General features: G+C 68.9%; 12 protein-coding genes. 7 read left to right on the top strand and 5 right to left on the bottom strand.

Annotated features, from left to right (window positions below; translation table 11 throughout):
• Positions 1-170 precede the first annotated feature (170 nt).
• Together N802_RS07295 and N802_RS07300 are read right to left on the bottom strand one after the other, a co-directional pair.
• Positions 171-1,454, bottom strand: a complete 1,284-nt coding sequence (locus tag N802_RS07295) for an HRDC domain-containing protein (RefSeq protein WP_035914458.1) — start codon at positions 1,452-1,454, stop codon at positions 171-173.
• A gap of 1 nt (position 1,455) precedes the next feature.
• The gene (locus N802_RS07300; protein ID WP_035914147.1) at positions 1,456-2,040 is read right to left on the bottom strand and encodes a DUF3000 domain-containing protein; all 585 of its coding nucleotides are present in this window, start codon (positions 2,038-2,040) and stop codon (positions 1,456-1,458) included.
• A 47-nt stretch (positions 2,041-2,087) separates the two neighbouring features.
• On the opposite strand from N802_RS07300, the gene N802_RS21005 reads away from it, so the two are divergent.
• Both N802_RS21005 and hemE read left to right on the top strand, forming a co-directional pair.
• Positions 2,088-2,213 (top strand): hypothetical protein, encoded by a 126-nt coding sequence (locus N802_RS21005; protein ID WP_281175137.1) that lies wholly within the window; start codon positions 2,088-2,090, stop codon positions 2,211-2,213.
• A gap of 86 nt (positions 2,214-2,299) precedes the next feature.
• Complete coding sequence (gene hemE, locus N802_RS07305; protein WP_035914149.1) at positions 2,300-3,328, top strand: uroporphyrinogen decarboxylase; 1,029 nt, start codon at positions 2,300-2,302, stop codon at positions 3,326-3,328.
• Here hemE and N802_RS07310 read toward each other — a convergent pair.
• Positions 3,317-4,273 (bottom strand): DUF4349 domain-containing protein, encoded by a 957-nt coding sequence (locus tag N802_RS07310; RefSeq protein ID WP_035914151.1) that lies wholly within the window; start codon positions 4,271-4,273, stop codon positions 3,317-3,319. The genes hemE and N802_RS07310 overlap by 12 nt on opposite strands.
• A gap of 175 nt (positions 4,274-4,448) precedes the next feature.
• On the opposite strand from N802_RS07310, the gene hemG reads away from it, so the two are divergent.
• Positions 4,449-5,876 carry a protoporphyrinogen oxidase gene (gene hemG / locus N802_RS07315; protein ID WP_245613852.1) on the top strand — a complete coding sequence of 476 codons (1,428 nt, stop codon included), beginning with the start codon at positions 4,449-4,451 and terminating at the stop codon, positions 5,874-5,876.
• Positions 5,877-5,880: 4 nt separating this feature from the next.
• On the top strand, positions 5,881-6,609 hold the full coding sequence (gene hemQ / locus N802_RS07320; RefSeq protein ID WP_035914155.1) for a hydrogen peroxide-dependent heme synthase: 729 nt from the start codon (positions 5,881-5,883) through the stop codon (positions 6,607-6,609).
• Positions 6,610-6,613: 4 nt separating this feature from the next.
• Here hemQ and msrB read toward each other — a convergent pair whose 3' ends face one another.
• Positions 6,614-7,048, bottom strand: coding sequence for a peptide-methionine (R)-S-oxide reductase MsrB (gene msrB, locus N802_RS07325; protein ID WP_035914156.1), 435 nt, complete (start codon positions 7,046-7,048; stop codon positions 6,614-6,616).
• A gap of 72 nt (positions 7,049-7,120) precedes the next feature.
• The gene (locus N802_RS07330) at positions 7,121-9,535 is read right to left on the bottom strand and encodes an ExeM/NucH family extracellular endonuclease (protein WP_035914159.1); all 2,415 of its coding nucleotides are present in this window, start codon (positions 9,533-9,535) and stop codon (positions 7,121-7,123) included.
• Between the two features lie 144 nt (positions 9,536-9,679).
• On the opposite strand from N802_RS07330, the gene N802_RS19875 reads away from it, so the two are divergent.
• The 3 genes from N802_RS19875 to N802_RS07345 are packed head-to-tail and all read left to right on the top strand — an operon-like array spanning position 9,680 to position 13,987.
• On the top strand, positions 9,680-11,821 hold the full coding sequence (locus tag N802_RS19875) for an ATP-dependent DNA ligase (RefSeq protein ID WP_084071965.1): 2,142 nt from the start codon (positions 9,680-9,682) through the stop codon (positions 11,819-11,821).
• Complete coding sequence (locus tag N802_RS07340; protein ID WP_035914164.1) at positions 11,814-12,998, top strand: alpha/beta hydrolase family protein; 1,185 nt, start codon at positions 11,814-11,816, stop codon at positions 12,996-12,998. The genes N802_RS19875 and N802_RS07340 overlap by 8 nt, the downstream gene beginning before the upstream one ends.
• Entirely contained in the window at positions 12,995-13,987 is a 993-nt protein-coding gene (locus N802_RS07345) for an LLM class flavin-dependent oxidoreductase (protein WP_245613853.1), read from the top strand. The genes N802_RS07340 and N802_RS07345 overlap by 4 nt, the downstream gene beginning before the upstream one ends.
• Positions 13,988-14,017: the final 30 nt, after the last annotated feature.

Raw genomic sequence — 14,017 nt, forward strand, 5'->3', positions numbered from 1 at the left:
GGTGCTCCGCACAGGCTACTAAGCGCCCGCTTAGTCAGGTATGCCGTGTGGCCGTGAGAGCCGTCACCTCACCTCCCGCCGTGGCTGCGTCCGCGGACCCCACCCACAACGTCAGCGTGGATGGTTGCTAGAGGCGCCGTTGACGCTGACGTTGCGAGGAGGGGCGCAGGTCAGGTGGGGTCGGGGTGGTTCACGAAGGCGCGAGCCAGCATCGGCGCCACGATCTCGGCCTGCCACGGGCGCACACCGTGGCTGAGCAAGGCGTCCTCGAAGGACACCTCGTCGGGCGTCGCCGGGGGGCGCCACACCACACGACGCAGAGGGTCGGGTGAGCAGACGTTCTCGACGGGAATCTCGTGTTGCTCGGCAAACGTGGTGAGTTCGGCGCGCGCCTCAGCCAGCCGCGCCGCAGCCACGGGGTCCTTGTCGGCCCACGACCGTGCCGGAGGCGGCCCATCGGACCGGATGGTGCGAGGCGGGAGGTCGGCCTCGTCGAGGGCATTGGCACGTTTGACCGCGGCGACCCACTGGCGCCCGTAGCGCGCGATCGCGCGGTGGCCGGACGGCAGGTCCGACGGTGACGTCGGTGCCTCGGCCGCGATGGACACGAGGGCCGCGTCAGGGAGGATTCGGCCCGGCGAAGTGTCGCGATCCTGCGCGATGTCGTCACGGGCGTACCAGAGTTCGCGGACGACGGCGATCCCGCGGCGGCTGCGAATGGCGTTCATACCGCTCGTGCGACGCCACGGGTCCACACGCTCGGTCGGCTCCCAGGAGAGCAGCGCGTCGAACTCCTGCCGCGCCCACTCCGACTTGTCCTGGCGTGCGAGGTCGACGCCCATGAGGTTGCGCAGTTCAGTCAGGACCTCGACGTCGAGGGCTGCATAGCGCAGCCAGGGTTCGGGCAGTGGGCGGGTGGACCAGTCGACGGCTGAGTGCTCCTTGGCCAGAGCGAGTCCGAGGTAGTGCTCGACGACGGCCGCCAGGCCCACGCGGGGAAGCCCGAGCAAGCGGGCGCCGAGCTCGGTGTCGAACAGCTGACGTGGTCGAAGGCCAACCTCGGCCAGGCAGGCGAGATCCTGCGTTGCGGCGTGCAGGATCCACTCGGCTCGACCGATGGCGTCGTTGAGCGGGGTGAGGTCCGGGCACGCGATGGGGTCGATGAGCCAGGTGCCGGATCCCTCGCGGCGCACCTGCACGAGGTAGGCACGTTGGCCGTAGCGGTAGCCCGAGGCGCGTTCTGCGTCGACTGCGACGGGTCCCTCCCCGGCGGCGATGGCGGCGGCAGCCTGAGTCAGGCCGCGCTCGGTCTCCACGACCTGCGGAATGCCGTCTGCTGGCTCGTCGAGTGGGATGGAGGGCGGAGGGGGTGGCTCGGCGGGTGTGACGTCGGGGGTGCCGGCGTCGTCACTCGGGTCTGTGGGCGCGCTCGATGTCGGGGTGTCGTCGGCCATGTCAGCGACGCGGTCCGGGCAGGGCCACGACACCCTCGGGGAGCGGGGGGAGGCCGGCGATCGTGCACAGGAGATCGGACCAGGCGAGCAGGTGGGCACCGGCGTCGGGGCCGATCGGGGTCCACGACGCCCGGACCTCCATCTCGACGCTCGCCGGACGGTCGGCGAGGCCCGCGAAGCTCTGGCTCACCACCCGCGTCACCGTGCCGGCCTCGGCCGTCGCGTTGACGCCTCGCTGTGCGAGCGCGTCGACGAGCCAGGACCACCCGACCTCACCGAGCAGTGGGTCTGCGGCCAGCTCCGGCTCGAGTTCGGCGCGGGCGAAGGTCACCGCCCTCCACTCGCCCTCCCAGGGCTCGGGCGCAGACGGGTCGTGGAGAAGGACGAAGCGGCCCGAGGCCAATTCTTCGTCGTCGCCCGCGGAGCCGAGGACATCGGCGGTGAGGGCCACGGCATACGGAGCGATGCGCTGGGGGGCCGGCACTTCGGTGATCCGAACCTCTGGCCGAAGCCGGACGTGCCGAAGCGCTTCGAGTGCCTCGGTGAACTCCGGGGACTCGCGGCCGGGGAGGGAGCGCGTTGCCACCCGAAGAGACTATGCTGCCGCGCTGGGTTCGTGCGCGAGGGCACGCCGTGATCGCCTCCCGGGGTGGGAATCGTCGCTGGTGCGCAACAGCCGTGCTCGGGGAGCGGCTGCGTCCGATCCAGCAGGTCGGTGTGGTGCTTGCCCTCGCCGGGGCGGCCATCATCTCCCTCTGAGAGCGCCCCGCTTCGTTGCGCCCGCGGAGCGCGTCGCCACAACCACCGAATCCTCAGACGCAAGCGAGTGGTGAGAGGATCACGCGGTGATCTCCGACAGCCCGCTCGTCCTCGCCGCGACTCGTCAGCCGGTCCCGCACACCCCCGTCTGGTTCATGCGCCAGGCAGGCCGGTCGCTCCCGGAGTATCGCGAACTGCGCGAGGGCACGGCCATGCTCGAGGCGTGCCGCACCCCTGACCTCGTCACCGAGATCACCCTTCAGCCGGTGCGTCGCCACAAGGTCGACGCGGCCATCTTCTTCTCCGACATCGTCGTCCCGCTCGCTGCCGTCGGCGTGGACCTCGACATCGTGCCCGGCACGGGCCCTGTCGTGCCGGAGCCGTTCCGGACCCGCGCGGACCTGGACCGGTTGCCCGACCTCACGCCCGACGCGATTCCGGACATCACGGAGTCGGTCCGGCGACTGGTCGCCGAACTCGGGTCCACCGCTCTCATCGGCTTCGCCGGCGCGCCCTTCACGCTCGCGTCCTACCTCGTCGAGGGTGGTCCGTCGCGCACACATGAGAAGACCAAGGCGCTCATGCACGGCGACCCAGAGTTGTGGAGCGGTCTGTGCGAGCGCCTTGCCCAGATCTCGGGGGCCTTCCTCCGCGTCCAGATCGAGGCCGGGGCCAGCGCCATCCAACTCTTCGACTCCTGGGTGGGCGCGCTGTCGCGAGCGGACTACACGGCATACGTGCAGAAGCACTCGGCTGCTGCGCTCTCCGCGGTGGCAGACCTCGGTGTGCCGCGCATCCATTTCGGTGTCGGCACGGGCGAACTCCTCGACCTCATGGGCGCCGCGGGCGCCGACGTCGTGGGGGTCGACTACCGCGTGTCACTCACCGACGCCGTGGCGCGACTGGGCGATTCGTATGCCGTGCAGGGCAATCTCGATCCCGCTCTGCTGGGTGCCCCTTGGGATGTGCTCGAGGCACGCGTGCGGGCGATCGTCGAAGAGGGCCGCGCCGCCCCGGGCCACATCTTCAACCTCGGACACGGGGTCCCGCCGCACGCCGACCCCGAGGTCCTCACGAGGATCGTCGAGGTCGTGCACGAGCACTCAGCCCGCTGACGGCGGCGGCACCGGCCCGCTTGGCCCGGCCGGCTGGGTGACCGGCGCGCCGAATGCGGGACGAGCGCTTCGTCGGCGACGCATCCACCAGACGAGCGGGGCGGCGACGAGACCCGTCGCCACAGCGAACGGGAGCACCGCACCGATCACCGTCACGAGCACGCTCATGGACGTCATGAACGCGGACCACCCGGACTTCAGGCCCGACAGGAAGCCGCCCGCGCTGACCGGTTCGAAGTCATCGGTCGACAACGAGATCGAGATCGGTGACATCGACACCGAGTCCTTGAGGTTGGCCAGCTGCGCGGTGAGGGCGTCGAGCTCGGCCTGACGCTGAGAGAGCTCGTTCTCCAGGGCCACGAGGTCGTTGACCGTGGACGCCTTCGAGAGGAGATCGCGGATCCGCGCGACGCTCGCCGTCATCGACTTCACCCGTGCCTCTGTGTCGACGTAGGTCCCGGTCACGTCCTCACTCGAGCTGGTGCGGAACTGGACGTCGCCCACCTTCTCGATGAGTGCGATGGTGGCGTCGAGTGAGCCGGCAGGCACGCTGATGGTGATGGACCCCGAGGTGTCACGCCCTGCCTCACCCGAATAGAGCTCCTCCGTCAGCACGGCGCCACTCTGCTGCGCGGCGATCGCTCGGATCCGCTGCGCCGACTCCGTGAGCGAGTCGACCTTGAGCTGGAGGTTGGCGCGGCGAACGAGCTTCTGTCCGACGCTGGCACGAGCCTGCTCCGAAGAGACGGCGCCGACTGCGCGGTCGGCGTCACCGCCGGTCTTGGCAGCCGAGCCGTCCTCCACCGCGGTGCCGGCGCTCGAATCCGCCGAGTCGTTGGCGCTGCCAGCGCAGGCGGTCAGGGCCAGGCAGAGGAAGCCGGCGAGAGCCGCGCCGATGAGTCGACGACGCAGCATCCCCGTGGGCCGGGTGGTCAAGGTGCTCATGGTGCTCTCCACTTCTCCCGGGGCGGCCCGGGGACGTCAGCAGATATGTCTGTGCGGTCTGTCGCGGAACTGAAAGTCAGACTGCTCTGGGTGGGTCACGGGTTCCCTCGTTTCCGGTCACAACTTGGGAGACACCCGGTCACGAGTCGGTGACGGCCAGTGAGAGAGTGGCGGCGTGAGTCACGAAGGGCCGATGCATCAGGACGCCAGGGTGGTCGTGGTGATCGGTGGGGGGCTCGCCGGACTCACCGCAGCACGCGACGTCCTGATTGCTGCCCCGGCAACCGAAGTCATCGTGCTCGATGCCTCCGATCGGGTGGGCGGCAAACTGCGCCGAGAGCGGATCGGCGGTCACCTCGTCGACGTGGGCGCTGAGGCGATGCTCGCCACGAGGCTCGAGGCGGTGGACCTGGTCGCCGAGTTGACCGACGTCTCGGAGGTGGTCACGCCGGCGACGACATCGGCCCGGGTGTGGTCGCGCGGGGGGCTGTATCCGTTGCCGCGCACTCGAATTGGCGTGCCCTTGGCTGACTCCGACGTCACGGGCCTACTCACTGATGAGGAGGCCCTGCGGATGCGATCCGAGGCACCTGCTCCAGAACTGGGTGATGACGTGTCGGTCGGTGAGTACGTTGGCGCGCGGCTGGGGAAGGCTGTCGTCGATCGGCTCGTCGAGCCGCTTCTCGGTGGGGTCTATGCCGGTCACGCCCGCTCGCTGTCGCTCCGGGCGACGATGCCCGCGCTCTGGGAAACGGCCCGGATGGGCGGGTCACTGCTGACCCTGCCAGCAGTGGACCCGCAGGCCGGGAAGCCTCGGCCGCCGTTCATCGGACTGATCGGCGGAGTCGGCCGCCTTCCCGAGCTGCTCAAGGCCGATGTCGTGCGCCGCGGGGGAGTGATCGAGTCCAGCACCATCGTTCGCGAACTGGCCCGCACGGCGACGGGCTGGTCGGTGACGAGTGGCCCGACGACCGCGCCACGACAGCTCACCGCGGACGCGGTCATCGTGGCCGTGCCGCCGGCGGCTGCTTCACGCCTTCTCGCGGCCGTGGCGCCCGGTGCCAGCAGCGCGCTCGGCGAGATCGAGACAGCCTCGGTCGCGGTCATCACGTTGGCGGTACCCATGAGCGAGGTCGCCGCTTGGGAGGGGTCGGGATTCCTCGTGCCGCCAGTCGACGGGAGGGGCATCAAGGCCAGCACCTTCAGCTCCGCGAAGTGGGGGTGGCTCGCAGCGGATGGTGGCAGCACGGCATACGTGCGGGCTTCCGTGGGGCGCGCGGGCGAGACGGCGACGCTGCAGCGCGACGACGCCGAGCTCGTCGCCCTCGGCGCGCGCGAGATCGCAGAGGCCGTGGGAGCGCCACCGCTGACGATCGTCGACAGCCACGTGCAGCGATGGGGAGGCGCCCTTCCGCAATACGCCGTGGGTCACATCGACCGGGTGGCGCGGGTGCGAGCCGCTCTGGCGGGGTGTGCTGGGATCTCCGTGGCCGGGGCCACCTACGACGGAGTCGGCATCCCGGCGGTCATCGGAACGGCTCGGACGGCAGCCCGTGAGACCGTGACCCACCTGAAGTCACTGAGCGGCCGCGCGGAACAATGACGGCATGAGCACCCCCACCGGTCGTCCGGCGCCGAGCAAGCCCAGCCCCGCCAAGATGCGTGAGATCAACGAGTCGATCCGCTACACCATGTGGTCGGTGTTCGAGGTGACAGAACCTCTCGGCAAGGGCGACCGTGCCGAGATGATCGCCGAGGTCGAGGCGCTCGTCGCCGAGCTCGAGTCGGGTGACGTCGATGTGCGCGGGTTCTACGACGTGGCGGGGCTGCGTGGGGACGCCGACCTCATGGTGTGGTGGCACGCCGAGCGCATCGAGGATCTCCAGGACGCCTACCACCGGCTGCTGCGCACGACGTTCGGCGGGCACCTCTCGTCGGTGTGGTCCAACGCGGCGATCCATCGTCCGGCGGAGTTCAACAAGAGCCACATCCCGGCGTTCCTCGCGGGTGAAGAGCCGCGCGACTACGTGTGCGTCTACCCGTTCGTGCGCTCCTACGAGTGGTACCTCCTCGAGGAGTCCGAGCGACGCGACATGTTGCGCGAGCACGGGCAGATGGCGCGTGACTACCCGGACGTGCGGGCCAACACGATCTCGTCGTTCGCACTCGGCGACTACGAGTGGATCCTCGCCTTCGAGGCGGACGAGCTGCACCGGATCGTCGACCTCATGCGCGACCTTCGACCGTCCCGGGCGCGGCTCCACGTCCGCGAAGAGGTGCCGTTCTTCACGGGACCCCGGGTGCCCGTCGCCGACCTGATCGCTCGTCAGCGCTGAGCCGTCAGTCGGGAGAGCCGGACGCCGGGCGCAGGGTCATGGCGATGCTGTTCATGCAGAACCGCTGGTCCGTCGGGGTGTCGTAGCCCTCGCCCTCGAAGACGTGCCCGAGGTGACTGCCGCAGCTCGCGCACCGCACCTCGACGCGAGGGCGTCCGGGGAGCGAGGCGTCTTCGAGGTACTCCACGGAGTCGCCTGCGAGCGGGCTGTAGAAGGACGGCCACCCGCAGTGGCTGTCGAACTTCGTCTCCGAGGTGAAGAGCTCAGCGCCACACGCACGGCAGGCATAGACGCCCTCAGTCTTGGTGTCGGTGTACTCGCCGACGAAGGGCCGCTCCGTCCCTGCTTGGCGCAGCACGGCGTACTCGTCCGATGAAAGCTCGGCACGCCATTCCTCGTCGGACTTCGTGACGGCATAGGTGCGGTTCGTGGGCTCCATGTCATGAGGAAACCACGAGGCCCCCGGGAACGTTCCCCAGGGGCCTCGTCGTCACGATCCGTCAGCGCGGAATCAGCGCGGTCCGCGTCCGTTGACCTTGAGCCCGATCACGAGCGGGTCGTGGTCGGAGGAAGCGAAGGCCTCGGTGGTGTAGAAGTCGGTCACGTTGTAGTTCCGGCGGGAGTACTGCATGGCCACCGACTCATCGGCATTGATGTCCCAGATGCCCGCACCCGTGACCATCTTGAGGGCCTTGGCGTTGGCGAAGCCGTGGTCAAGCGAGCCGAGGCGACCGCTGAACTGGTAGCTCGCCGACGTCGGCTCGAACCGCTTGGCGAGATTGGTGAAGCCCGCGGCCTCGATCTCGCGAATCGGGTCCTCCATGGAGTAGGCGTTGAAGTCACCGACCAGGAAGACGGCTTCGTCCACGAAGACCGTGTTGGCCCATGCTGAGAGGGCCTTGGCCTGCGCGATGCGGGATGGGTTCGCGTTGCCCTGACCGGTGCCGTCGTCCTCACCCGAGCCCTTGGACTTGAAGTGGTTCGCGACGACCACGAACGGCGAGCCTGAGTTCGTGGCCTTGAACTTCTGTGCCAGCGGGTAGCGGGCGTTGGCGAAGGCGTCATCGAGCAGGATCTGCGAGGAGCCGAGGGTCTGGACCCGGCCCTTGCGGTAGATGAACGCCGTGCGGATGACGTCCTCGTTGCTCGGGGTGACCGTCGGCGACTGTGCGTAGGCCCACGTGCCACCAGCGGCATTGAGCGCCTCGACGAGTGTGGCGAGAGCCTTGTCGCGCGGCTGGCCCGGCAGGTACGAGATCGCGGACGAGGTCTCGATCTCCTCGAGTGACACGACGTCGGCAGTGAGGCTGTTGATCGCCGTGACGATCTTCGCTTCCTGATCGTTGAACGCAGCCTCGGTCCACGCGCCACGAACTTCGCAGAAGTCGGTCGCGACCGGGGTCCCGGCGCGGTCGGCGAAGAAGTCGCAGTTCTTGAAGGTGTCCTCGGTCTCACCGAGGTCGGTGAAGTAGTTGAGGACGTTGAAGGTGGCAAGGCGGATGTCGCCACCGACAGCGGGAGCCGTCGTCTCGCGATCGTTCTCGCTCTTGACCGGGTCGTCCGCGTCCTCCGGCCCGACGATCTGACCAACCGGCTGGTAGTTCCACTGGAAGCGGTAGTCGAGGATGACCGGCTTCGTGAACGTCACCTGCGAGCCGGTTCGCATCGGCTCGTTCTGCGAGAGGTAGGGCAGCGGGGAGTTCTTCGCCGTCCTGTTGGTCATGTAGTTCACGCTCGATCCGTCGTCGAGGGTGATGTACTTCTTGAGGTTCTCCGCCTCGTAGGCCTGGGCTTCGGCGCCCGGGCGGACCACGTCGGTCGCCTGGTAGAGCGGCTCGTCGCCGACCGCCAGACCGAGCTGGCCGAACTGGTTCAGCTGGAAGTTGTTCGTGATGGTGTAGGTGCCCTCGGGCTTGACGAGCATGCCCTCGTACCCCTCCTTGTCCGCGTCCGTCACCGGCACCGTCGACAGCGGGGTCGGGACGATGGGGGCGCAGTCGGTGGCCGGCGTCAGAGTCGCGTCGGTGAGCTCGGTCAGCTCGCGGAACTCCTCCACGTGGGCGGCCACGGTGTAGCACTCGCCGATCGCGACGTCCGTCTGCCGGAAGACGAAGATTCCGTCGGATGCTCCGGGGGTCGTGTCGGACGACCCTCCCGTGCCCGGCGTTTGCAGGTAGAAGCCGTTGAACCCACCCGTCGGGTAGACGGCGGTGACGACACCCTTGGTGACGACCTCCTTGCCGACCATCGGAGACGCGTTGCCCGTTCCCTGAATCTCCGCGATCGTCACCTCAGTGGGTGTCTCGGGCTCCGGGTCAGTGCCACCCCCGCCGCCGGATGCGGTGGGCGTTGGCGTGCCGACGGTGAAGTCCGCGGCGTTGATGTCGGTGTCGGCGAAGGCCGCATTCCGCGCGGCCGAGGTCGAGTTGGAGAGGGAAGGGGTCGCTTGGCCCTCGAACAGGTTGGCAGTCCCGAAGCCGACCCGGTCGACGAGTGCGCCGCTCGCGTCGAACAGGTCCACCCGGCCATTCGTGGCGCTCATGCTGAGGCCGCCGGTGGCGTCTGGCTCGGGCAGGGGCTCTCCAGCGCCGCCAGTCCCCGCACCTTGCTTGATGAGGAACGTCTTGCCTGCAGGGATGGAGCCGGTGAGTGGCGTCGAACCACCGCTGCCGCCGGAGGCGGAGAAGTACTGGACCCTCCATCCGGTCAGATCGATTGCCGCGGACGAGCGGTTCCCGAGTTCGATGAAGTCATTCAGGAACGGCGCGCCAGCGTTGGCGCCACCACCGAAGATCTCGGAGATGACGACGGTGGTGGAGGCGGCGGCAGCCGGAGCGGCCGTGAGCAGAGCGGTGGCGCCGGCCAGCGGGATGGCAACGATCGGGGCCGCGATGGCAGCGCACGTTCGGCGGGAGAATGCGGACATGTGGGAGTCCTTCAGGGGGTGGGCAGGGACTAACCCCCAGACCGTATGCCGTGTCGGCGCCCTTCGCGGGTGAAAACGGTAAGCATTCGGCAAAGTCTGTGTGACCAGGAGCGCCCGCAGAGAGGACTCTCTAGGCTTCGGTTCATGGCGACCCCCATGACGATGGAGATCGACGGACCCGACGGCACCCGTGAGGTCCGGCTCTCCAGTCCGGATCGGTTGATGTGGCCGGGTGAGGGGATCACCAAAGGCGACCTCGCGGCATACATGATCGCGGTCGGTGAACCGCTGGTGCGCGCCATCGGTGACCGGCCGGTCACCCTGCAACGGTTCCCCGAGGGGATCGAGGGCGAGGAGTTCTGGTCCAAGAACCCGCCCAAGGGGATGCCCGGCTGGATTCAGACGGTGTCGTGCCGCTACCCCTCGGGGAGGCGCCATGCCCAACTCGTCGTCGACGAAGCGGCAGCCGCGGTGTGGGCCGTGCAGATGAACACGGTGACCTTCCACCCGTGGCCCGTGCGCACCGCCGACAACGACAATCCCGATGAGCTGCGCATCGACCTCGATCCCCAGCCAGGGCGCACGTTCAGCGACGCGGTGGAGGCCGCGGTGGCCCTGCGAGAAGTCCTAGCCGAAGTCGGCCTGACCGGCTGGGCCAAGACGTCGGGCAATCGCGGAGTTCACGTGTTCGCACGGATCCGCCCGACCCACGAGTTCCTCGACGTGCGGCACGGGGTCATCGGCATCGCCCGTGAACTCGAGCGGCGCCTCCCTGATCTGGTGACGACGTCCTGGTGGAAGGAGGAGCGGGGCGAGCGGGTCTTCGTCGACTTCAACCAGGCGTGCCGCGACAGGACCATCGCGTCGGCCTACAGCCCACGACCCATCGCAGGTGCGCCGGTATCGATGCCCGTGACGTGGCAGGAACTCACGACGGTGACGCCGACCGACTTCACGGTCCTCACCGTGCCCGAGATCGTCGCCGACCGAGGCGATGCCTGGGAGGCCATGAACGAGAGCGTCGGCGACATCGCGCCCGCTCTGGCGCTCTGGGACGCCGACATCGAACGGGGTCTGGGCGAGCTGAACTTCCCGCCCGACTACCCGAAGATGCCGGGTGAGCCTCCCCGCGTACAGCCCAGCAAACGGCGCGCCGACCGCGCCGACGAGGACTACATGAAGCCCAAGGCCGAGCGCGACGCAGACCTCCGTAGTCAGTGGGGCATGCCAGTCGTCCCGCCGATCCCGCCGATGCTCGCCAAGCCCTCGAAGAAGCTCGTCGAGGGCGACGTCAGCTATGAACCCAAATGGGACGGCTTCCGGTCGATCATCTATCGCTCCGGTGACCAGGTCGAGATCGGCAGCCGCAACGAGAAGCCCATGACGCGCTACTTCCCGGACGTCGTCGAGGCGGTGCTCGAGAACTTCCCCGACAAGTGCGTCGTCGACGGCGAGATCATCCTCGTGAGGCCGGGGGAGGACCGACTGGACTTCGACCTCCTGCAGCAGCGGATCCACCCTGCGGCGTCGCGGGTCAAGAAGCTGGCCGCGGAGACACCGGCGAGCTTCGTCGCGTTCGACCTGCTGGCCGTGGGGGAGCGCGACCTCATGGGAGAGCCGTTCGAGGTGCGACGTGCGGAGCTGGAGAAGGCCTTCGCCGAGGTGTCGGCACCGATCCACCTCACGCCCGCAACGCGGGACGTGGAGCAGGCTCGCGCGTGGTTCGAGCAGTTCGAGGGCGCTGGGTTGGACGGCGTCATGGCCAAGCCTCTCGCCGGGTTCTACGAGCCGGACAAGCGCACGATGCACAAGTTCAAGCACGAACGGACCGCCGACTGCGTCGTCGCCGGCTACCGCACCCACAAGAGCGGCGACGACCTCATCGGTTCGCTGCTCCTCGGGCTCTACGACGAGGAGGGCACCCTGGCGAGTGTCGGCGTCATCGGAGCCTTCCCGATGGCGCGGCGCAAGGAGTTGTTCGAGGAGTTGCAGCCCCTCGTCACCGATTTCGACGACCACCCCTGGGCGTGGGCCAAGCAGGAGGAGGGCACACGGACCCCGCAGAATGCCGCTGGCTCGCGCTGGGCTGCGGGCAAGGACCTCTCGTTCACCCCGCTGCGTCCTGAGCGCGTGGTGGAGGTCCGCTATGACCACATGGAAGGTGTCCGCTTCCGGCACACGGCTCAGTTCGTCCGCTGGCGTCCCGATCGGGCCCCTGAGACGTGCACCTACGCCCAGCTCGATGAGCCGGTGTCCTACGACCTCGCCGACGTGCTCGATGCCTGAGCGCACGGGGGTGCGCCGGGCCGCGACCGCGGCAGCCGCAGTGGGCGCGACCACGACGATCGCCAGTGCTGCAGGCTCGCTCGCGGCGGCGGCCTACTTCGCTCGTCGTGTCCTCACACCGGAACGCAACCGGCCGGACGACACCGAGATCCTGGAGGTCCGTGACGGCACGGTCCTGCTCTCGGCGACACCGGAGACCGTCGTCCCGGGTCGCTATGGGCTGTGGCTCAACGGTGGCCGGGGACATGTGCGGCTGGGTGGCCTCACCGGTTCGGACGTGGCCGAGGGAACCGTGGAGCGGGAGGTCATCGGCGTCGATCGTGGGGTGTTGCGGCCGGGCGGCGCGCGCTTCAACGGGTACTACTACGCGGGGACCCCAGAGTCCGCGGTCGGACTCACGACGCAGCACGTCGACTTCCAGGGGGAACTCGGTCGGATGCCGGCCTGGCTCGTCCCGTCGCCGTCCGGTCGCGGGTCGAGGTGGGCCGTTCTGGTGCACGGCCGTGGTGCACGCCGCGAGGAAACGCTGCGTGCCCTGCCCGCACTCCACCTCGCCGGATGGACCTCGCTGGTCCCGACCTATCGCAACGACGAGGACGTCCCTGCGGGTCCTGATGGCCGCTACAACCTCGGCCTGTCCGAGTGGCGGGACCTCGAGGCAGCGGTCCAACACGCTGTCGACATGGGCGCCGAGGAGGTGCTCCTGCTCGGGTGGTCCATGGGCGGTGCGATCGTCCTGCAGTTCCTGGACCGATCCCCGCTGGCAGAGGTCGTCAGCCGCGTGATCCTCGACGGACCGGTCATCAACTGGGGAGACGTCCTCGATCATCATGCGCGGCTCCACCGACTGCCCAGGACCGTGGGAGCGCTCTCGCGGCTCATGATGGGTCGCAGGTGGGGCAAGCGGTTCGTCGGCGTCCACGAGGCGGTGGACGTCGCTCAGACCGACTGGGTGGCCAGGGCCGAGGAGCTGCGCCACCCGATCCTCCTGATCCACTCGGCGGACGATGAGTTCGTCCCGGTGGGCCCCTCCCGGCAGCTGGCGCAACACCGACCGGACTTGGTGACCTTCGAGGAGTGGCGGGTCGCTCGGCACTGCAAGGAGTGGAACACCGATCCGCAGCGCTGGGACCGGCTCGTGGGCGAGTTTGCCGCCCATGAGAACCTCGGCGGGTGACCTCGACCGGAATGCGGCTGTCTCTGCTCCACCTCGCCACCGTGGGTCGCGACCAGCCCGTGGGTGAAGCGCTCGAGGCGAGCGTGACCCTGGCTCAGAAGGCCGACTCCCTTGGCGCGTTCGAGCGACTGTGGTTCGCCGAGCACCACAACATGTCATCCATCGCGTCGGCGGCGACCGCGGTGCTGCTGGCGCACGTCGCCGCCCGGACCGAGCGCATTCGGGTTGGTTCGGGTGGCGTCATGCTGCCCAACCATTCGCCGCTGGTCATCGCCGAGCAGTTCGGGACGTTGGCGGAGTTGCACCCGGATCGCATCGACCTCGGTCTCGGCCGGGCTCCGGGCACCGACCAGGTGACGATGAGGGCCCTCCGGGTCGACCCGCGTGCCTCGGACCGGTTCCCCGAAGACGTTCTCGAGCTGCGCGGCTACCTGTCCGACGAAACCCTCGTGCCGACGATCCACGCCATCCCCGGGCGCGGCACGCGAGTGCCTCTCTACATCCTCGGCAGCTCGCTGTTCGGCGCCCAGCTCGCCGCGCGACTCGGTCTGCCCTATGCGTTCGCGAGCCACTTCGCTCCCGACGCACTGCAACAGGCGGTGGAGGCCTATCGGCGAGAGTTCCGAGCCTCCGAGCAGCTGGCCGAGCCGTATGTCATCGCTGCCCTCAACGTGGTCGTCGCCGACGAGCAGGAGCGCGCGGAGGCGTTGGCCGCGTCCGTGCTCAGGTCACGTGTCCGGTCGCTCGCCTCGCGTGTTCCGGCGTATGCCGGCCGGCTGGACGACGCGACCGTCGAGGCGCTCATGGACTCACCCGTGGCGGCTCAGGCGCGGCACATGATGACCTACACGGCAGTGGGGGACGTCGCCGCGGTGAAGGACTACCTCGAGCGCTTCGGCCAGCACGCTCAGGCAGACGAGCTCATGGTGACCAATGCAGCCCCGGGTCTCGCCAACCGGCTGCGAGCCCTCGAACTCCTCGCGTCCTGACCCGGCGTCCCGAGCTCACCGAATTCCTCT

The sequence above is a fragment of the Knoellia sinensis KCTC 19936 genome (assembly GCF_000768705.1).
GTDB classification, from domain to species: Bacteria; Actinomycetota; Actinomycetes; order Actinomycetales; family Dermatophilaceae; genus Knoellia; species Knoellia sinensis.